General features: G+C 45.4%; 24 protein-coding genes. All 24 read right to left on the reverse strand.

Going from position 1 to position 20,441, the window contains the following annotated elements; all coding sequences use genetic code 11:
- Positions 1 to 41: 41 nt before the first annotated feature.
- Positions 42 to 1,553, reverse strand: a complete 1,512-nt coding sequence (locus ACP3TC_RS20690) for a hypothetical protein (RefSeq protein ID WP_426817155.1) — start codon at positions 1,551 to 1,553, stop codon at positions 42 to 44.
- Positions 1,554 to 1,874: 321 nt separating this feature from the next.
- Positions 1,875 to 3,404, reverse strand: coding sequence for a winged helix-turn-helix domain-containing protein (locus ACP3TC_RS20695; protein ID WP_313854965.1), 1,530 nt, complete (start codon positions 3,402 to 3,404; stop codon positions 1,875 to 1,877).
- Positions 3,405 to 3,708: 304 nt separating this feature from the next.
- Positions 3,709 to 4,215 (reverse strand): hypothetical protein, encoded by a 507-nt coding sequence (locus ACP3TC_RS20700; RefSeq protein ID WP_426817156.1) that lies wholly within the window; start codon positions 4,213 to 4,215, stop codon positions 3,709 to 3,711.
- Positions 4,209 to 4,385 (reverse strand): hypothetical protein, encoded by a 177-nt coding sequence (locus ACP3TC_RS20705; RefSeq protein WP_313854962.1) that lies wholly within the window; start codon positions 4,383 to 4,385, stop codon positions 4,209 to 4,211. The genes ACP3TC_RS20700 and ACP3TC_RS20705 overlap by 7 nt, the downstream gene beginning before the upstream one ends.
- A gap of 14 nt (positions 4,386 to 4,399) precedes the next feature.
- Positions 4,400 to 5,056 carry a hypothetical protein gene (locus tag ACP3TC_RS20710; RefSeq protein ID WP_426817157.1) on the reverse strand — a complete coding sequence of 219 codons (657 nt, stop codon included), beginning with the start codon at positions 5,054 to 5,056 and terminating at the stop codon, positions 4,400 to 4,402.
- Complete coding sequence (locus ACP3TC_RS20715; protein WP_426817158.1) at positions 5,028 to 5,585, reverse strand: hypothetical protein; 558 nt, start codon at positions 5,583 to 5,585, stop codon at positions 5,028 to 5,030. Before ACP3TC_RS20715 ends, ACP3TC_RS20710 begins: the two co-directional genes overlap by 29 nt.
- 6 nt (positions 5,586 to 5,591) lie before the next feature.
- Positions 5,592 to 6,311 carry a type III secretion system inner membrane ring lipoprotein SctJ gene (gene sctJ, locus ACP3TC_RS20720; RefSeq protein WP_426817159.1) on the reverse strand — a complete coding sequence of 240 codons (720 nt, stop codon included), beginning with the start codon at positions 6,309 to 6,311 and terminating at the stop codon, positions 5,592 to 5,594.
- Positions 6,312 to 6,328: 17 nt separating this feature from the next.
- A complete protein-coding gene (gene sctI / locus ACP3TC_RS20725) occupies positions 6,329 to 6,619 on the reverse strand; it encodes a type III secretion system inner rod subunit SctI (protein ID WP_426817160.1) in 291 nt (96 codons plus the stop codon).
- A gap of 23 nt (positions 6,620 to 6,642) precedes the next feature.
- A complete protein-coding gene (gene sctF, locus ACP3TC_RS20730) occupies positions 6,643 to 6,903 on the reverse strand; it encodes a type III secretion system needle filament subunit SctF (RefSeq protein WP_426817161.1) in 261 nt (86 codons plus the stop codon).
- Between the two features lie 12 nt (positions 6,904 to 6,915).
- Positions 6,916 to 8,112, reverse strand: a complete 1,197-nt coding sequence (locus ACP3TC_RS20735; protein ID WP_426817162.1) for a PrgH/EprH family type III secretion apparatus protein — start codon at positions 8,110 to 8,112, stop codon at positions 6,916 to 6,918.
- A 333-nt stretch (positions 8,113 to 8,445) separates the two neighbouring features.
- Entirely contained in the window at positions 8,446 to 8,739 is a 294-nt protein-coding gene (locus ACP3TC_RS20740) for an acyl carrier protein (RefSeq protein WP_313854954.1), read from the reverse strand.
- 12 nt (positions 8,740 to 8,751) lie between these two features.
- A complete protein-coding gene (locus tag ACP3TC_RS20745) occupies positions 8,752 to 9,729 on the reverse strand; it encodes an IpaD/SipD/SspD family type III secretion system needle tip protein (RefSeq protein WP_426817163.1) in 978 nt (325 codons plus the stop codon).
- 38 nt (positions 9,730 to 9,767) lie between these two features.
- Positions 9,768 to 11,096, reverse strand: a complete 1,329-nt coding sequence (locus tag ACP3TC_RS20750; protein WP_313854952.1) for a hypothetical protein — start codon at positions 11,094 to 11,096, stop codon at positions 9,768 to 9,770.
- Positions 11,097 to 11,106: 10 nt separating this feature from the next.
- Positions 11,107 to 13,011 carry a type III secretion system translocon subunit SctE gene (sctE, locus tag ACP3TC_RS20755; RefSeq protein WP_426817164.1) on the reverse strand — a complete coding sequence of 635 codons (1,905 nt, stop codon included), beginning with the start codon at positions 13,009 to 13,011 and terminating at the stop codon, positions 11,107 to 11,109.
- 2 nt (positions 13,012 to 13,013) lie between these two features.
- Complete coding sequence (sicA, locus tag ACP3TC_RS20760; protein WP_426817165.1) at positions 13,014 to 13,532, reverse strand: type III secretion system translocator chaperone SicA; 519 nt, start codon at positions 13,530 to 13,532, stop codon at positions 13,014 to 13,016.
- 66 nt (positions 13,533 to 13,598) lie between these two features.
- Positions 13,599 to 14,732 carry an EscU/YscU/HrcU family type III secretion system export apparatus switch protein gene (locus ACP3TC_RS20765; RefSeq protein WP_313854947.1) on the reverse strand — a complete coding sequence of 378 codons (1,134 nt, stop codon included), beginning with the start codon at positions 14,730 to 14,732 and terminating at the stop codon, positions 13,599 to 13,601.
- A 31-nt stretch (positions 14,733 to 14,763) separates the two neighbouring features.
- Positions 14,764 to 15,525, reverse strand: coding sequence for a type III secretion system export apparatus subunit SctT (sctT, locus tag ACP3TC_RS20770; protein ID WP_313854945.1), 762 nt, complete (start codon positions 15,523 to 15,525; stop codon positions 14,764 to 14,766).
- Entirely contained in the window at positions 15,525 to 15,782 is a 258-nt protein-coding gene (locus ACP3TC_RS20775) for an EscS/YscS/HrcS family type III secretion system export apparatus protein (protein WP_313854944.1), read from the reverse strand. Before ACP3TC_RS20775 ends, sctT begins: the two co-directional genes overlap by 1 nt.
- The gene (locus ACP3TC_RS20780) at positions 15,782 to 16,453 is read right to left on the reverse strand and encodes an EscR/YscR/HrcR family type III secretion system export apparatus protein (protein WP_313854942.1); all 672 of its coding nucleotides are present in this window, start codon (positions 16,451 to 16,453) and stop codon (positions 15,782 to 15,784) included. The genes ACP3TC_RS20775 and ACP3TC_RS20780 overlap by 1 nt, the downstream gene beginning before the upstream one ends.
- The gene (locus ACP3TC_RS20785) at positions 16,443 to 17,390 is read right to left on the reverse strand and encodes a FliM/FliN family flagellar motor switch protein (protein ID WP_313854941.1); all 948 of its coding nucleotides are present in this window, start codon (positions 17,388 to 17,390) and stop codon (positions 16,443 to 16,445) included. Before ACP3TC_RS20785 ends, ACP3TC_RS20780 begins: the two co-directional genes overlap by 11 nt.
- Positions 17,387 to 18,316, reverse strand: a complete 930-nt coding sequence (locus ACP3TC_RS20790; RefSeq protein WP_426817166.1) for a hypothetical protein — start codon at positions 18,314 to 18,316, stop codon at positions 17,387 to 17,389. The genes ACP3TC_RS20785 and ACP3TC_RS20790 overlap by 4 nt, the downstream gene beginning before the upstream one ends.
- Positions 18,304 to 18,750, reverse strand: a complete 447-nt coding sequence (locus ACP3TC_RS20795; protein WP_426817167.1) for a hypothetical protein — start codon at positions 18,748 to 18,750, stop codon at positions 18,304 to 18,306. The genes ACP3TC_RS20790 and ACP3TC_RS20795 overlap by 13 nt, the downstream gene beginning before the upstream one ends.
- Positions 18,740 to 20,032, reverse strand: a complete 1,293-nt coding sequence (gene sctN, locus ACP3TC_RS20800) for a type III secretion system ATPase SctN (RefSeq protein WP_426817168.1) — start codon at positions 20,030 to 20,032, stop codon at positions 18,740 to 18,742. The genes ACP3TC_RS20795 and sctN overlap by 11 nt, the downstream gene beginning before the upstream one ends.
- Positions 20,032 to 20,430, reverse strand: a complete 399-nt coding sequence (gene spaK / locus ACP3TC_RS20805) for an SPI-1 type III secretion system chaperone SpaK (protein WP_313854936.1) — start codon at positions 20,428 to 20,430, stop codon at positions 20,032 to 20,034. Before spaK ends, sctN begins: the two co-directional genes overlap by 1 nt.
- Positions 20,431 to 20,441 lie beyond the last annotated feature (11 nt).

The raw sequence follows: 20,441 nt of genomic DNA on the forward strand, positions 1-20,441 counted from the left end.
CATTAGCGAAGGGTGAAGTTATTATTTAATAACCAGTTTAATCAGTTAACGGCAATTTCTAACGTATTAAGTAAATCATAGTTACTGTAACCTTTGGTCATGGCGAATTCATTTACAATAAGGCTGGATGTCATTTCAACAATACTATCCGCACCGATAACGATGACACCAAATCCGGATTCAATAAGACTTTCCTCTGTATGATTGCCATTTCTGTCGATCACTATCCTCACCTCACCTTCTTTATTCAATACGACGTAACACTGCTTACGCCTCGCGATTTCTTGTGCTATTTTCTCCACTGAAAATTGATTAATTTCAAATTTAACAACTTCATCTTCTATAAATGAGAAAGCATTATCAATCTCATCAATTTCCGCTTTGGATTGAATATTCTGCCGAACTTCAACACCACTACTCGCCTTTAAAATTATTTCATCGGCAATATCGATAATAAAATCTTTCACCTCAGCGGTAATCTTTCCGTTGTTATGCGATTGAACGAGGTCCCGACTAAGAAGATCGCGGCTATGTAAAGCATTCTTGATAAAATCAGCGGATGACTGATAAGAATTCCCCAATATCTTACGTATCCCATAGGGAAGGGTGACTTTTTTGGTCTGGAAGTCATAACTCATCGCTTCCCCATGACGCAGATAAGAAGTGGCCAGTATATTAACCCCAGGCAACGACGGATCATCATACTCATTTAGATTGGGCGCTACGTTACCATTATAATCCGCATAGCCAATAGATAAGCCGAACCAGAGATAATTATCCCGTTCGTTACCACCGGGAATTGCCCATTCCACGATTTTATCCATGACAGAAGGAATGGACAGTAAGCCAATAATCGAACCAATAATCCCCAGCTGATGATAAGCACGAGTCAGCAACAAAGTCGCAGCCGGTACCTGGGTAATCGTATCCTGTACCGCATGTTGCAATGATCTGAACAGCGTTCGGGTTTTACTGGTCATTCCCAGCTCTACCGCCACAGTAAACTGCAAACCGGATTTACCGTAAGGAATATCCAGCTCCACTCTTCCCAGCTGTTGCCGGTTATAAGTGAGAGTTCGATCACACCAATTGAATTCAATGCCCTGTTGATTAACGCCCAGAGCATAGCCATTAACATAGTCAGAACCCATTGGAATTACCGTTCCCACTTCGGTATGCCAAAGATAACCTTCCACATGATCGCTTGCTAATACCAGGGTAGGAGTGAATTTAAAATCGATGCCGGTTGCGGGGTGCTTGATTTGTGGACCACATTGCAGTATCAGATGATTAGGCCCCCAGTTCTGGATAAAGTTTTTTATATCGACCACTGCCTGGTAAAAACGGCTGCCGGTTGGAACGGGTGGGTCGGTAGCAGGATGAGTACTGAGCGCAGAACCGGAGGCAACGGTGGACAGGAGAAAAGGTTTTAAATTGATCTGTTCATTCTTTGCAGAGGTTAGATTAATCGCTAACTGCGATATCGCAGGATGGTCAGAGCTAACAGGCGAACTCTGCACCACTGCGGTACTAAAAGAATCGATAATTGACATAAAAAGCTCCCGATTTATAACCTCAATAGACAGCTTCCTTTCTTATTGTTAGCGGAAAGCAGCCGACTATTGTTAACAATAAATAGTAATTTATCATTTAGTAGATATAAAACTCCTCTTGAATTATTTTATTGAATATAATTTTATATTTAATAAAGTCATTGAGCTATCATATTTCGCTCAGTTTTAATTAAGAGGTGGAGCAGCAACAAGAAAATGTCGATAAAAAAGCCCCTGCAAATTAACAGCCGTTAAGAAAATCAATTTGCAGGAGGAGACGACAGAGTGGCTATGAGTTAATCAATAACAGCAAGAACTCATTCAGTCGAATAATGGCATCCAGTAGACAGATTTTTTAGGCAGCGATTTTTGTGGCATATTCTGTAAACGCTTAAGCGTTTTTAGCGTATCGCCTCCCTGCTTGACCATCACCGCAGCATAGCAACAGCCGACAAAGGCACAAGAATCGCGGTAATGCTGCACTTCAAGTATGCAGGCTACCGCTTTATCCATCTGCTCTGTACGAGAAAAAAGAATCGCCAGCAGGCAATTAATAATGATGTCGCATGAACTATCGCGACCTTTCATTTCAGTCGCATAGGCAATAGCAGCAGCGGCATCTCCACTCAGAGTCAGAATCACTGCATACAAAATTTTAGCTGCGAAGAAATCAGGATTCAGAGAAAGTGCGACACCCGTCATAATCTGAGCTTTATCATATTCCTGATTCTGAACCAAACAGCAGGAGTAGTAGTAATAGACCTCGGCGCTTAAGGGCGAAAGAATAATTGCCAGTTGAAAATCTGACTCTTTCTGCTTAGTGTAATTATCGCGGCAAATCAGGGTTTTCATCGAAATAGCAAGGGCATTGCAAGGCTCCTCGACCAGCACTTTATCAGTGATAACGTTGATTATCTCCTCAGCTTTTTCATACTTCATCAGTCCCAAACTGGCCAGTGAAAAGTAGCACCCGGCAAGGTGGCACAGGGTCACAGTATCGTAGTTATCAAGCAGCAAAGAGTGTGAGTCGACGTTTTTGTACGACTCAAACAAAAAGAAAGAATAATTATTATAATTATTTTTTATCTGACAGAGTTTGTTATTGGCTGAAACTAAAGCTTTAGCAAACTCTTTCTTTTCACAATGTGATATTTTATGCAAAAGTAGAGAAATAATATTATTAAACCTGACCAGATTAAGTGAGTTATCGTCAGAAAGCACCACTGAATCACGAAAAACCACCGTCAGTAAAGCACTGTCAATCAGCTCAACTTTTATCACCGTATCTGAGCCAGTTTTGAGTTCTATCCCGGTAAGAAAATAGCGTACCCCGGTCGCTCTTAAATTATTAAAGCTATCTGTCAGATTATTGCTGTTGACCGTTAATGCCGCCGGTAAAAAGCGAAAACCTTTTTCTTCGAAAATAGCACTATGATTAATGATAAAATCAAAGATTATCATCGACAACGTTTTGTCCTGCATGACAAAGGGGAAGATAGCCAGCGTATCTTTCTGCTCAGGAGGCTCTTTAGCTGACTGCCGCGTTACCCTGGTCACATTCATGACAAAAAGATAACCTTTGCCATAGACCGTATTAATATAACGATATGTCGAACTTTCTCCCAATAATTTCCTCAACACATAAATACAGCGCGAGAGAGATTCATCTGATACCTCACCACCTTTCCACACCTCCCGAATGATATGATCTTTAGTAATCACCTCTCCCGCATGTTTAACCAATAATAGCAATACAGCCATTTCCTTGGGGGGAACAGTGACAATCCTGTCTTTGTGATACAGTACTTGATCACCGCAAAGTGTAAAGTCACTGAAACGATAATTTTCCATGTCAATTTATCCATTTTTTGTTAAACAAATTTTTCTAACAAATGTTATCAACTGTTATATACACTCTTCTTAAGAAGATGACGTGATATACAGATGCTCGACTGTAAAAAAGATAACATAACGGCATCAGTTAAAATGTGAAATCATACGGTGATTATCGATTTATGGGGGTGCCAATCAAGAACAATCTTAATATATTCAAAATATAATATTATTGAAGTATAAAAAGTAGTAAATTTATCGAATTTTAAGAAGGGAAGCAGAGAAATATTTTCAGGTAACTTCTCTGACTATTATGCAGGATTCAGAATACCGTTTCTGGCTCACAGTGCAGATAACCATTTTTCGCCTTGTGCCAAAGAATTTTAGAGCGATGATTACTCTCTGATATTTCCAGCAGCTGACAAAGTTGTTGTAATTTTTCATCATCACGCAGTGTGACATTAAGTTTATCCCAGAAAACTTTCCTTTCTTTATCGTTTAACTTGCCTAACTGTTTACGCAGTTCAGTCTGATGACGCTGTTTACTGGCAGCCCCTGGACTGGCCAAATAATCGCGCCAGGTTTGTACCCCAGCAATAGCATAATGTGATGAAGCATTCGCATAATGCTTCATTCTGATACAGTTAATCATATATTCATAGTGTCTTTCAGCCGTAATGGTACCGACAGTTTCAGGTGAGATATCAACGCACTCCCCCTTGTTGCGATCGGCCATTGCTGAAGGATTAGCTATCCCGCAGCCTGCCGTGAGAATCAGCAGCAGAGTCAATATTAACCAGTTAATAAAAAATTTATTACCGACTACCACTCGATTTTACTCTCTTCGCTTACTCCACCTTCCGATAACAGAATTTCACTGCGCCAGCGGTCTATCATTCCTTGCATCATCAAATCCATAATCGTCTGCTCTGGAGTGCTGACCGGCAGATCTTCCATTACATCAATATGACTGGTTAGATTACTGATTAAAATATCCATTTTTTTCCGTATTATTATAGTAAAAGAGATTTAAGCAGTTCACGCGAACTGGCGCTTATGTTACTAATTCTGTTGCGAATATCATCATTTTCGTAAACCAGATGTTTAATAAGAGCGGATGTAAATTCCTCTGAGTTAAATTCAATAATCTGATCGCCTGTTTTCACCTGGTAAAAATCATAAGCATGGAACGCAACTTTTGGCTCAATCAAGATCTGAGGTCGTAATCGTTCACAGAGTTGTGCTGCCAATTTTTTATGGCCCAGCGGCATAGTCAGCAATATCTCATCATGTCCCGATATTTTATTTCTTTCATACCAGTCGATAACGATACTCAGAAATAAATCATTATCTCTGAATGTTGCCTGCAACATGGAGATGATTCTTTCTGCAAGTACCGATTCGAGTCTCTTTTGCTCTTGATTTATCGCATTAAAATGGGCGACAATATGACTAATGCAGTGAATAAACCCAGCCTCGAAGCCTTGGTTAAAAGATTCCTTTTTTATTTCGTCACTTTGTTGCCATGCCTGATTGATAATTTTCTTCGCTTGTTCTCTGGCTACAGCATCAATATTATTCGTTCGTTTTCTGGCAGCAAGATAGTCACGGGTGAGTAATGTATCCTCAATCGCCGCCAGTTCAAAGTGTGACTGTAAATTTTTTTGCATGCTGAACCGCCATCAAAAACAAAACAGAATCAAACTCTGACTGTCTTTCCACTGAAACATCACTTATGCCTTCAGGAAACAATAATCTGATGCGTTTGATTAGCGCGTCAGGTAATAAGGTATTAAGAGGCGTCAGTTCTGCATAAGCCAGTTGCCATATTTTTATTTCCTCAACTTTTTCTTTGCGAGGTAAACCAGCCGGTACAATGTTGAGCATCATAAAAGATCGCGCTTTTGGCGTCAGAAAATCCTGAGCCTTATTTTGTAAAATCCATGCCCGATATCGCTGACAAGCCATACTCCATGCGGCCTCACGCAACAGATACCAGTTATCGACAACCACCTGAATGATACCCACGCCACTCTCAAGACGGTGAATTTCATCAAGTGAAAACTGACGTACTATTGTTTTATTAATAATTCCACGAGGAATACCTTCACAGCATAAATCCGGTAATCCAGTTCTTGAAGAGTGAATCCATGACACTGGATCAGAAATAATTCTTTCAGAGCAAATCGAATATTTCATAGCACACTACACTTTCTTATTTATCTTGATTTTTCTGATTAGACCATTTTTATCTAAAATATAAAAAATGATGAACATCGTTAAAATCACGCCTAAAAATAACACTACCATCTTAAATTGTACGTTATCTTTTTTCGTCTGTACCGGAGGCAGTTGATACGCATCCGGTGCCGGCGTCATCACCACCGAAATGTTATCATAATCAACATTCGAAAAACTGTTCTTTAGTAACCGAGTTGCATCGGCAATCAAATTTGCTGGCGCGTTATTAGCGGTGTCATAACGTAATAAAACGGCTACATGCATTGGTTTGCCTTTTTTCTCTGCGTCGGTGTTACTGATATCATAACTGACATGGACGCGCGATGAGACAACACCACTTATCTGGTTAAGCGTCTGCTCTAGCCGCTGCTCAATGGCAGAATAAATCCTTGCCACTTCAGCACGAGGCGAAGAGATCAATGCATCACTCGGAAACATCTCTGCTATTTCCACTCGTGGTTTTGATGGTAAATTATATATCGTTGTCAGGTCTACCGCTGCCGAAAAATCTCGTAAACCAACATAGACACTGTATCCGGACTTGGCAATATTTCGTTTTCTGGCTTCGATATTATTTTTCTGCAATAGTGCGACAACTTCATTAGCCTGGTTTTGATTCAGACCATTTAGCAAGGCTTCTTCTTTACATCCACTTATAAGCAGCAATGTGGCAAGTAAAGTCACTTTTAGCATCCTCATAATTAAGCACGAATTAACGTATCGACAGCCGTGACTGCTTTTCTTGTCAAAATTGAGTAAAGCGAAAGTTTAATATTATATTCTGATGTTTTTAGCTGATACTGATATATTTCATCAATATCTGTTGATTTAACCGGATCGTTAGCACTGGTCAGCACGGCCATTTTATCCTGATATTCCACTGCAACATGCTGGGTATAGGCTTGCCTGAGTAATCCTTCAAGTGACTCGGTTGCCACATCATTACTCAAATTTTGCGTCAATCCGACTTTTTCAAGGGCGATAGTTAGCATGATTCATTCCAGAAACTCAGATCTTATCTGAAGTTAGCAATAATCGAGGTTGCGACATCCTTGTAGCTTTTTACCACTCCGGATTGTGTTTGCCGATATACCTGATAGTCTGATGCCAGTGATTGATATTTTGCCAGAATCTTTGGATCGGATGAGTCCTTTTTCAACTCTTCCAATGCTGCTTGCAGCTCCAGGTTTAAACTTGCCACTTTTTCATCGAACTCTGCTGACATCTCGGTCAGAAATCCTTTCCAGGATTCGGTAACTTCATTATTACCAGACATAAGTTTACTCCATTAAATTTTCTCGGGAAAATACCATTGCTCGGCAGCTATTTTAATATAACCACCCGCACCATATCGATAAGACTTACCTTTTAGCCGATCCTCTTCCAGCTTGATATCAAACTGAATATATCCACTACTCCACTGACTTCTGAAGTCATTGATAAAATTCTTAATTGCGTTGAGCTCGCTATCATTAAGATTTCCCACGACTGAAAACGTGACGCTATCAATGTTATTTCTTTTATTGAAAAAAGGCGTAATACTCAGTATCCCCTGTTCAGCATTATCAGCAATGCTGCGATCGCTGAGATAACTAAATCTGAAGGTATGAGCCCAGGTAAATAATAACGAAAGCTCTGCCGAGATACTCTCCAGTTGGGATTTCGTCATCAGTTTTGCCCGTTCCTGGCTCAGAATGATTTCAGGTTTAGCGGGGTCATCAAAACGTACGTCATGAAACTTAACCTGTGGCCAGCGTGCCATTATCTCCCGGAAAATTTTCTCTTGTTCTTTTTTAGCGGAAAGAACGGTGACATCACTACCAATATTGTTCTTAATCAGCGATTGCAAAGCGCGGTTACTGCTTTTTGTCGTACGCGCAAAAATATACACTCGGCCATCACCGCCCATAAAGCTGTTAAGCTCTTGCGATTCTCCTCCTAACGCCAGGTTAACAGAAATTATCTCATCTTCTTCACGCGGGTACAGAAGACAGAAAGCACTCAATCCGATCAAACCCATCAACACTAACGGCAGCAACAGCATTTTTCTCCACGGCTTGCGTGGCGCTTTGGCTGGTGCAGAAGCGATGCTGGAGCTGACCTCCTGCGTGCTACTGACTTCATCTACTGGCTGTTGCCACTCGCTGTGCTCCGGCCGCAACACAAAGTGAACATCGTCGACGTTTATCAGTTGATGAAAGTTAACCGAACTCGTTGTAGCCTGGCTTTCGTTCTCTGTTATCAGCTGCGGCTGCGACATCGCGGCGGTAAACAGGATAACGAACCGGGTATTGATCCTGTCATCCAGCACATAAATAGTGGCAGGATCGTCGGTATGCTGTTGTTCAGACTCAAGGGTATGGCGGTCAGCAACGATATAAGTGGTTCTTTCCTCACTGATAACGTATTCGCATCCCATCAGCAATGTATTCATGAAACGTATCACATAGTGATGTCTCACATCGTCATTATACATTCCCATCATCCGTTGCTTACCAAACGTCCTTAAGATTATGACGCCAGGTTACCATGTCAAAATTATCGATACTTGACAGAATAATGATGAATTTCCATCTAATCTTTCGCCGCTAATTTTCCTGACGTCAAGGTTGATAGTGACTTTAATCGAGAGCATTTCGCAACAATTCAGTTGATTTTAAGGCTATAATTTCAACCTTACGTCATTGTTATTATTCAGATATAACTTAAACCGATTCGAATTACATTGACCGAATGAAACATGAAAAACATTACGCTTTAAATTCAACTTTTATCAAATTCATCATAGTTAACCTGCAAAAATAAACTTTCTCTGAAATTAGGATTCTGTCCTCGCTAATTTACTTTCTACCAGTCGATAAAAATCAGTGACATCTTCAACTATCGCCATCTCACTTTCTGTAATAGCGATACTAAAAGCAGATTCGGCTTCATAAACGATGTCGGTCAAAATCAGAGAGTCAATATAGAGATCCATCGCCAGTAACGATGAGTCAGTGATTAACTGACTGTCGCAATCGCTGCAACGGGCAATAATCTGTTTAATATGCTGCCGACGTGCCATCGTCAGCTGTGCAAGCTCATCATCAGTAACGTCTCCACTGCGAATCATCGCTGCCGCCCCTTACTTAAGATTTTGTATAACCATCATTCTGGACTGAGCCTCCTGCTCGGTGAACTTGCTCAGTATCAGCACTCGCTGGTCGAATGCAGAGTTGGCGTTGGTCATTTTTTGCGTTAAAAGGTTCGCGAGGGTCTGAAAACCTTCAGCATGTGAGTTAAATCCGCTTTCCCATGCATTATAAATCGCAGCATTAAGGATAATGGCTCCGTAATTACGGCTTCCCTGTAGGTTAAGCAGTGTCTGAACGATGTTGTTTAAGGGTTTCAAATCGATCTGTACCCAGAAGCCACTTTTTTCATCACCTTTCAGGCAGTCAGCTGGTAGCCCCAAATTTGCTATCCATTTTTTTGCGATATCTTCCGTGGTGGTGCCGTACTTCCCGTCGGCATCAGGCTGCGGGAAAAGCTGCCCATTCGTGCCACTGAATTTATTGATCAGCTCCTGCACCTTTTGAGCAAAATTATGTGCCTGGAAGAGTATCTGCCCCTCTTTATCACTGGGCAGCAGATGACTCGACAGCGTTGCTTTGAGCTCAACAAAAGCTTTATAAAATGCACTCATCTGATCGAACGCGTGCAGAAATACCTGCAAATATTCAGTTTCCATCTCGCCGATGGTTTCCAGATGCTTATCGATTAAATCATTGCCACTGATCACCTCACCGGGCGGTGGCGTGTCGCCAGCCGTATTCCTCTCCTGCATCGTCAGCCGAAGAAGATGGTACTCAAGCTCTTCATTGGCACCTTCAGCATTGACCAACCAATCCGCATCGCCACGGGAAAGTTTATCTTGTAACGGTGTCAGATAGCGACGAAATGCCAGCCAGGCCTGCTCGGCGCTAACGTCAGCTGACGTGCGGGTGATACCCACTTGTTGCTCATCCCGCACCAGCGAAGGGTTATCTTCAACCGGCTGCTTTGCAGCAGCCAGAGGCAGGAAGTTTTGGAGGGTGGGTAATGAACTGATATTAAATGTCATCGTTATCTCACTTTAAAAGGAAGCTATACCACGCATGGTCAGGCACGCACCGTCAGCAAACTAATGGTGGTGCTTATTCGCGCATTATTGGCGTTAATCAGATCGCCCACGATTTTAATAATCATCTCTTTAAGAGCATCAGCTTTGCGTTTGTGATCCTCTTCCGTTGCGGCCGTCTGTTGAAAAACGCGTGAATTCTCTTCAAGTAACTTTGCCTGCGCGCTGTTAGCGGCAGCCTGTCGCTGTCCTTCTGCCTCAGCGATAGCAGAAACTGGGCGTTGCATCTGAATTAGCAATGCACTTTCAGCCTGCAATTTTTGTAACTTGTGCTGTGACGTACTGAGATCGTGGTTAAGCTTCTCCAGCTGAACATGAATTTCATCATTGCTGGCATTAAGTTTGTGAATCTCTTTCTCCAGTGCTTCCCTCTGCTTATTACGCTCAATATCCATCCTGACCAGCTGTTTTATTTCTGCTTCCTTCGCCGTTATGATCTTTGTATTCTCTTTCAGCCGCGCATTCAGTTCGTCACCTTCTCTGGTTAAACCGGTAACGGAAAGACTATCGCCGTCAGCACCGGCTTTTTGTATTTCTCGCTCATTGGCTGAAAGTTTCGCCTTAATGGCATCGTTCTGGATGTTTAACGTTTTGATCTCTTCGTCTATAGCATGCTGTTTTTTGCTACTGCTTATACTGGCAGTTTCCAGCTTTTTCATTGAGGCCGTTTTATCGATGATCAGTGCCTTATTATCGCGAACTGAGTCATGTAACTTTCCTTTATCAGACACCACTGAGGCTTCAGTTTTCATATGTAGCGCGGTGCTCTTTACCGTTTTCCAGGTGCCAGCACCCGCAAAGGCCAGACCGAACATTCCTGAGTTAATTGCTCCAAGTAAACTATCTTCTCCTGCCAGTTTGGTCTTTTCAGCGCTGGCGAACGATGCTTTAAATTGATTGATGGTATTAGCTGCCCTGAGTTCATTATCTGCCTTCGAGAGCAACACTAATATTTCCACCAGTTGATCCAGCATATTCACCATTCGCGATGACCAGTTATTGTAGTTGGACCAATCTGTCTTTCCGGATTGTGGCTTATCTGTTGGGGTATCCGTTTCGATTACTTCCAATATATTGTTAAGAAAAGTACCAAGCAGCGCACTGAGATTGTCCCGTCTTTCTCTCAGCGGCGGACGCAACTCTGCCAGCATTTCAAAAGCCGTGATGAAACTGATATTGCTCATCAATTCGGTTAAGCTAACCGGCAATGTTGCCGATGTTTTTACTGCTGGCTTAAGCGATATTTCCGACAAACCATTCTCCGCCACTGTCGTTTGCCAGCAGGAAGTCAATGAAGTTAACCTTTCCATAAATTTATCCTTAGATAGCTCTTACGATAGAGACTCTGGCCTGATGACTGGATTGAATTAATTCGCTGATTTTTTCGCCGCGCGCCTTAGTTTCTGCATCATCTTTCTTCAATGTTCCCAGCAGGGCGTTAAGTTTTTTCGTCAAATGATCCAACAGCTCACGACTGATTTGATAATTAGCCAAAGCATCGTGGGCCTGTTTATTATGCTGGCCAATAATAATGCTATTAGCCAGTCTGTTGGTTGTATCACCGAGGGTGACAACTTCGCCCGCGATAGTGGCGATCCGCCCGGCCACTATCCGGTTAGCAGGAGAGAAATGCAGTTTTTCCAGTGATTTTGTTGCCAGCTCATCCAGCATTTGTTTGGTCTGCTGTGCGAAATTTTTAATCGATTTACCGGCATTTTTTAACAGCTTCGGCATCTGTTCCAGTGCCGATTTAATCGCCGTTTTAACATAGGACCCCACGGCCCTCGCCAGCGATTTACCGAGGGTTTTGTACAGCACTTTGCCGGCACTTTTCAGGATAAAAGCCGCAGCCACAATAATCGCTACCGTAGCCGCTGCCGCCACCGCGGTGTGGATAGTGTTCATCATATTGGCACCGGTTTTTTGATCGATATAGTTCAGCAGCGCGCCTATGGGGGTGTGATCGAAAATATCGCTGACCACATCTTTGATGGCATTCATCAGTGGCATAAAGACATGATCCATTAACGGCCCCATCACCTTCTCGGTGATTGAAAAACCGAACAATTTTTCAGTAACGGTATCCGCGACCAGCAAACCAAGGCCCAGTGCCATCAGTGGTGCGCCTGCACCGCCAAACACCATGGTCATGGCTCCCAGTGCCGTCGCGATGCCACCAAAAATTTTGGTGCACTTACTCATCTTTTCAGCAGCTTCTCTCGCCTTTGCCTGTTGCTCATCAAATTGTCGGGCTTTTTCTGTCAGACTGGTGCGCGTCGCCTCCATCAGCTTTGCACTTAATTCCCGGTCGTTTTTCAATTTATTCAGATTGTTTTCATGAACAATGCCCTGCATCTGCGCCATGCGCAAAGTCACCATCGCCTGAAACGATAAATTCTTCTTCTCCTCGGTAATTAACTGCTGATGATTACTCACCACTACGCCAGCAGTGTTACAGCTCAATATCGTCAGTTGCCTGATTAAATCGCCATGCTGAATAATCAGCGCCTGTGACATATCCAGTTTTTTTAGCATCTCCGCTTCAGCGGCAATTACCGTCTGTGAGGCGGAATTAATGGCATTTTTGGCCTGCTCAATTTTCTGTTTAAGCGCAATATAGCGTGGCGCGTTCTTCTCTCCGCTCTCCAGCGACAGTTCGCCCAGCTCACCCTGTAAGGCAGTATGTTGCTGCTTGAGCTCTTTTAATATGGCAGTGTTGTTATCCAGCGAGCCGATTGCCGCATCCAGCTCAAGGGTTGCGGCCTGCAACTGCCCGGTAGCCCTATCCATGGCTTGCGAGAGCTCGGTTGCTTGCTTTTGATGCTTAGCTGCGCGATTGAGCAGACTTGAAATCACTTCGCGCCGTTTTTTACGTAACTCTTCTGCGCTGCTTTGCTCAGATGCAGGGTTAGTCGCCTCTACAGCATGGTTTTCATCCGTTGCGGACAAGCGAAGCAGAATATTGCTCTCTTTATCGAACTTTGACGTTGACGCCACGTTGCGCAGCACGCGATTACTGTCCGTGCCATTATCAACGTTGTCCTCGATCACTTGCTCGGCAATATCATGAATAAAGCGAGCATTTGCTTCAGATACCTTGTTAATATCGTTAAAGCGGTTAGCAACTCTGCCAGCTGCAGCAAGATCGTTATTTTTCTGATGAAGATTATTGCTGTAAAAATTAGCAAATGTTCCATTTATTGATAAATCTGTCAGATTAGACATGACTAACTCTCCTTAGCAGACTCGGTGGTTTCTTTATCTTTATTTAGCATCTTTCGATTTTTTTTGATGGTTTCAAAATAAACCTGAGCTTTTTTTACCAGATGTTCATTCGGACATTTTTTTATCACTACTTCAAAACATTTCAGAGCTTTAATCACATCTCCCATCAGTAGCTGACATTGGCCGCTATAAAATACCGGGCTGTAATCGTCTTTCGAGAAAATATACGCCAGAGAATAGAGATCGCAGGCTTTCTGGTACTTCTTCTGCAACTGATTTACGGCTCCCAGTCCAATAAAATAATCCGGGTTATTTAAATCATACATGCAGAGCAGACTAAAATAATGTTCTGCCTCATCCAGACGCCCCTGATAATAAAAATGGTGAGCATGGGCATAAATATCTTCCATGGTATCATCCGGGATACCCTGTAAGTCCTTCAGTAATATACCTTGCTGAACATACTCCATTAGCATGGAACACATTTCAGCTTCATGGATTTTCTCGTTTTCCTGAGTCATCTCTCTTCCTTAGTTAAACCATCCATGATGAATGGTGTTATTAGAACAAAGTTGTATTTTTTTTACTCACAAAGAACGCTCATCAGCAGCAGGGTTTTCTGTGCCTTGTGAAGCGGATGTAGATTCATCGACAACGGTTTCTGACGGATTATTTTCGGCGTGTTCAGCCATCCAGTTGTTCTCAACCTGCTCAAGCCAAAAAAGAATATCCATCACTTCGGTAAACATTTTCAGGCTAACAAACGCATGTTTTTTATGGGTACGAAACAGCTCTCTTGCCAGCGGAATATTTTCAACCACCGGCACACCGACTTGTTCCGCATAGCGACGTACCGCGAGAGCACGCTGATTCTTTTCAATGAATGAAATAAACGGTATGGGTGTAATCGCCAGATTACGATAGATTCCTATCGCAATATGTTTAGGGTTGGCGATAACAACACTGGATTTTTTGATGTCTTTTTTGAATTCTTCAGAAAGTAACTCCTGATTAAGAGCCTTTCTTTTTTTCTTTATCTCGGGATTACCATTAATCTCTTTGGTTTCATTATCAACTTCTTTCTTGTCCATTTTCAGATCTTTGATATACAGCAAATACTCTGCCACGCAGTCGATAAGAATAATAATGAAAATACAGGCAATAAAGATCACCAGCAGTGAATGTACCAGCTGCCCCCACACTTTCAGCATGACACCCGGCTCTGACCAGACCAGACTGATAATCAGTGCGCGATTTTCTTGCCAGAAGAACAGAGTCGCCAGCACAAAGCAGCCGAGGTAAAGCACTGACTTAAGCAGATCCTTTAACGTTCTCAGGTTAAATATTTTTTTAATACCCTTAAGAGGATTAATTGCCGAAAGGTTTAGTTTTAATGCCTTAGTCGCCAGCTGCATACCGGTCTGCAGCAGGCCCGGTAACAGCGAGGCGGCAATGCAAATTATGGCAATTGGCAGTAATATTTTTATGCCAAACCAGACGCATTGCAGAATATATCCCTGCAATGAGTAGTCGTACTGACGCGCAACAATGCTGTGCAGAATGTCTGAAAACTCGCGCAGAGAGGTGAAATTGAGCACCATCTCGACTCCGACCAGCGTCAGGCAGGTGGTGACTAAATCCTTGCCTTTAAATGTCTGTCCTTTTTTGGCCGCATCACGCTTTTTTTTGTCGGTCGGCTTTTCAGTTTTATTGCCCGCCATGCTGGTGTTCTCCCGGCCTCCGCAGCTTAAGTCAGCTAAGTGGAAAAAAGATCTTTTCCAGTCCGATTACCTCAGAGGGCAGTACTGGAGAAAAATAGAGCAACAGCACCATAAACCCGATGAGAGTTTTGACGGTTAACGCCATGGAGAAAGCATTCATCTGGGGGGTATAGCGCGCCAACAGGCCAAGAAAAAGTTCAGTAATCAGAAAGATGGAGATCACTGGCGCAGAGAGCCTGACGGCATGCTTCATCAATTCACCGAGAAATCTAATCACATTCTCCCAGCCGGGCATCGCCGCCGACAATGGCGGCCACAGCTGATAACTCTGCTGCATTACCTGCAGAAAGGTCAGCATTCCCCCTGCCTCCAGAATAATCACCACGGCGATCAGATTGAATAAATTCGCCAGTTCAGAGGTATCAATGCCACTCAGCGGATTTAGCGTGCTGCTCAGCGTCGCTCCACGCTGGTTATCTATCAGGCTACCTGCCGCATGCAGGGTCCAGAAAGGCAGGCAAATAAAGATGGCAATAATTAGCCCGATGACGATTTCTTTGATCATTAAAGCACTAAATTCCAGCACGCCGAGTTGATATATCAGCACTCCCTGCGCATCCCACAGCGAAGCACCCAGCAAAAATGCCAATGGAAACTTAAATAATCCGGTAAGCGTTGAATTGCTGAGATAAGGCAACAGCATAAATGCCGGGAACAGACGCGCTGAGCTTAACAGCACCATAAAAAGCCAGTTATTTAACTCAAAATAGAGCTCGGTTTGTATGTTTTCCATTATCGTTTTAGTGCGAAATAAATCACTTCCTTACCGTAGGCTAATAATGTTTCGCCATACCATCCGGATAATAAAAATAAACAGATACAGACACCCAGCAGCTTGATGCCAAAAGGCAGGGTTTGTTCCTGTAATTGCGTTACCGTCTGAAACAGCCCGACCAGTAAACCAATGACGGTTGCCACCACTACCGGCACGGCAGACAAAATCAGTACCAGCCAGATGGCTTTATTTCCTGCCAGAATCACTTCATCCATCAGAAAGTTGCCCCTGAGGCGCTAAGATCCAGATACTGATTAAGTAAACCCTTTGAAATCAATGTCCAGCCATCCATCACCACAAACAGCAGCAGCTTGATCGGCACGGATATAGTCACCGGACTCATCATCATCATGCCCAGCGTCAGCAGGATGCTGGAGATCAATAAGTCGATAACCACAAAGGGCAGATAAATGTAGAAACCGATTTTAAAAGCATCTTTTATTTCGGTTAAGGCGTAAGCCGGCAGCAGGGCAAACAAAGAGGGTTCGGGCGGATTTTCAGCATCGTCTGGCTCGCCATCACGCTGTCGCTGGGCTTGCTCAAAGAACGCCGCTAAATCTCGATCGGCATACTTACGCAGGTAAGCCTTATAGCCATCAAAACCACTGTCGATCCAGGATTCGATTGCTTCGGCACTGCTTAAATCGATCGGCTGCTGTTTGAAATGGTTATATCCCTCTTTCATTACCGGCATCATGACAAATACCGACAACACAAAGGCGATACCATTCAGGGTAATATTGGAGGGAATTTGCTGTAATCCAATGGCGTTTCTGACCATCACAAACACGATGGAAAATTTGATATAGCTGGTGCCACAGGCAATCAGAAACGGAGCCAGTGATGAGAGAGCCAGCACGGCAATCAGCGAAATATCATTTTCCATACTGTGCCTCATGACACAGCGTCTGAATTTCTACTCCCAGCCGTTCATCAGCCATCACCAACTCACCCTTTGCCAACAGCGATCCATTGGCACAAATAGTGATACTGTTTTCCCCTTCGGTTCCCACGGCTATCACATCACCGATATGCAGAACCGATAATTCATCCAGCGTCAGGGTCATTTGATTAATAATAAAGGTGAGTTGCACCGGTATATTATTGATGCCAATACGCTGCGCCTGAAGATTCTGGTGCGGGTGCAGCGGCTGATAATGCTCGTGTTGTTCCTCGTCGTCGTAGATATCTTCCAGCATTAAATAGTCCTCCTGTTGCCGGTATTTAGCTAACGTTCTGTTGCCTGTCACTACCGTCTCCAGTAGCTGATTCACCAGCAGCACATCGCCCGGCTGTAACTTTTTCAGGTGGCGATAACTCAGCGCACTGCTGCCAAGCATTAAGTCCAGATGGAATGGAATCGTGCCATGCAGTAGCGACGGTAACACCTGGCATATATGGCTCCGATAATGGGTGTTCACTGCCGTGAGCCAACCAGGACCGCAGCTGGTGTTAACCCTCGGCATCGCTTTATCGCGATACTCTTCCACCGCGACAGGTGCCAACACCGTCAGTGGCTCTTCAGCTTCGCCCGGCAAATGCAGCGTAAGCAGCGCGCCGCTGTAGTGAAAGAGATCCCTGATTTCATCAGGCGTGATCAAATCGGCTCGTAATCCGCTTTTTTCCGGCAGACTTTTACCAAACCAGGCCCGCACATCGACCAGCAATTCAACGCCGGTTATTTGTGCCGTTGCCCTGGCAAGCACCGCTCCGGGCGGCGGCGTGGTCATCAGCACGGGCTGGTGATGCATTTCCAGATAGCGAAAAAACAGCTTCAACGCGCTGGATTGCGCATCGTAACGTCGTATCGCCAGCGCTTTCATTCCTCATCCACCATCGATTGCTGCTTATCACGCTGCTGCTGCCCATCACCTCGCTCTTCTCGCAGGGCAATTGCCGTAACCGGCGGGTGGGCGCTGATGGCATACTGTAAACGGTGGCTGACCAGCGCATCAGAGGGAGTCATCATCACCGCCAGCTGTTGGCTGCTGTCACGCACGGTGGTCAGCACTACCCGGTGTTCTCTGCCCCATGAGCTAAAGGAGTAGCTGATTTTATTTTGTCCCTCGGCTGACGGCGCTGATTTAGCTGGCCGGACAGAAGCCTGTGCGAAAAGCTGATGCGATTCACTTTTTGCCGCGACGGGTCGACTTTTTGCTACCGCTTCCCCATTGCCTGGCAGCGGTGGCGGCAAGGCAGGCAACGGGGCGGCACTGTTTTCTTCGCGGCGTGATTTATCCAGTGGGCGATCCGCTGGCGTGTTATCACTGAGTGCGACCGCACTACCCGGAGGCGTCAGACTCTCACGCACAACAGAGCGGTGGCTATTATGTGCTGCCGAAAGCGGGCGACTGCCGCGGGGCATTGATGGCGTGTCACGGCTGGGCGTCGTGAAAGATTTGGTAGTGGCGCTCTGCGGCAGCGATCTGTCCTCGGTCAACGGCTCAGCCGCCAGCATCGTAGTTTGAGGCGTTGCCGTCGCGTATCGCGGAGGATGTTGCCAATTACCCATCTGATAGTCGGCTTTAACCGTCAGTGCCGTATACCGGGCAAAATCCGTTACGGCAGGCGGCGGTTCCGAAAACATCCGGAGCAGTGGCGGTATCAGGCCGACCGGTGGCATCGCCTCTGCACCCTGCTCCTTTTTCGCTTTTTTCAGCCGTTCGTCCAGCTCGGTGGGGTAACCGGCATCACTGCTGCTGCCTGCCTGGGTAAAGTGGGGGGAAACGGGTCCGGTTATCTTTGCCAATTCAGCTGCTCCTCGGTTTCGGTCTCGTGCTGACGCTGTCTGCATTGCAGCTGCTGCTTTTGACGCTGTCGCAAATGAGCAGCCAATTTTTCTGACTTGCGCTGCATCTGAATGCGTTCGGCTTTCAGGCTGGCGTGCTGCTGGCACTGCTGTTGCAGTTGATGATGTTTATCCGCCAGCATCAGCTCCATTTCCGCAACTTTGCGTTGCAGCGATCCCTGCCGCGCTTTGTTATCCAGAATGGCTTCAAGGCTGGTATTACCGGCAATAATCAGTGAGGACAGGTGCCTGAGCAGCAGATCGCGTTGTTGGTCGCCGGCGGTAATTTCTGACTGGATGTGATGAATGGTGAGCTGGACTTGTTGCAGCGCACTCTCTTTGCTTACCGTGCGCTGTTCAATCCGACGAATAACAACTGGAATGTTATTTAACAAGGTATTGCATCCTTATTAGCGTGTCGGCAAGCGCGCATTGCTGCTCTACTGGCTGACAGAGAAAGCGTTGAATTTCAGCGCTGGCGTTAAAGGTCATATCATTGTCAGGGTTCACGCCCGGCTGGTACTCGCCGAAGTCGACCAGCACCTGCAATTCCTCCATTCTGGCGAGCAAATTACGCAGGTTACTGGCGTGAGCCTGGTGACTATCGCTGGTCACTCGCTGGCAGACACGACTGACGCTGCGCAATACATCAATAGCCGGGTAATGATTTTTACTGGCAAGTTTGCGACTCAGCCAGATATGGCCGTCAAGGATCGAGCGAATCTCTTCCGCGACCGGATCGGACTCCTCCTCATTTTCCAACAGGATGGTAAAAAAGGCGCTGATACTGCCACGCTGCGTTTTGCCGGGCCTTTCCAGCAGGGCGGGAAGTTTTTCGAATACCGAGGCCGGATAGCCACGACGCGCCGGCGGTTCACCGGCAGCCAATGCCACGTCGCGCAGCGCGCGGGCATAACGCGTTATCGAATCAAGAAACAGCAGAACGTTCAGCCCGCAGTCACGGAAATATTCGGCGATAGTCATCGCCACCGAGGCCGCATTGGCGCGGTCCAGCGCCGGATAGTCAGAAGTGGCGTACACCACCACACAGCGTGATCTTCGATCCATTTGCCGCAATGCCTCGACAAACTCCGTCACTTCGCGGCCACGCTCGCCAATCAACGCCACGACAAATATCTCCGCATCCGCATTGTTGATCAGCATCTGCATCAGGGTCGTTTTGCCACATCCGGCGGCGGCGAAAATACCCATTCTTTGCCCAATGCCGCAGGTCAGCAGGCCGTCTATCGCCCGAATGCCGGTGACTAACAGCTCGCTGATGCCACAGCGCTGATCCCAGGCCGGCGGTGGCGCATTGACCGGGCGGCTCTCCACCAACGCGCCTTCAGCCGCGGGCGAGAAACGCTCAGTTACCTTGCCTGAAGGAGTGAGAACCGCACCAGCCAGCATGGCTGACACTTCCATCATCAAACCGTGACCGGTAGGACTGATCACCATGTCGCGTGACAAGCCCTCGGCCGAGCCAATCAGGCTGAGTATGGTTGAATCTCTTTCAAAACCGAGCACCTGCGCTCTGGCGACCAGCGTTTTGTCGCTGTCACTTCTCAGCACATTACACACTTCGCCAATCGTGACCCCCTTCAGTCGGGCTTCAAGGATCGGGCCGGTGACACGCACAGGATGCGCCTGATAGCGCACCAGTGTCGGCCATGGCATTAGCGCAATACCTCACAATATTTGCGCAGGCTCAGATAAAAGGTTTCGAGTGCATCACCGAACATGGCTTCATTCAGGCAACTCTCTTCCAGCACACACTTCAATACCGTCGCATTATCTTCTTTGGCGATCTGCAGCTGACCGGTTACCGAATATTTTGCCGGTTCAAGCAGCAGCTCAAGTATCCGGTCGGCGACCTGAGAAAGGACATGAACGTTGTGATCGCAGAGCTGAGACCAGAGCACCACCTGTTTATCAACCACGCTGACTAAAATGCCGGGCATATCGTCAAAATCTAACAAAATGGTAGAGTGGCCATCAAAATTGTTGAGCAGCGAAGCATCGCAACCGCCAGAGCGGAGTGATTCTCGTACCAGAGAGGCAATATCAATATCCATCTGAAAGTCCC

This window comes from Winslowiella sp. 2C04 (assembly GCF_050037805.1).
Lineage (GTDB): Bacteria > Pseudomonadota > Gammaproteobacteria > Enterobacterales > Enterobacteriaceae > Erwinia > Erwinia toletana_A.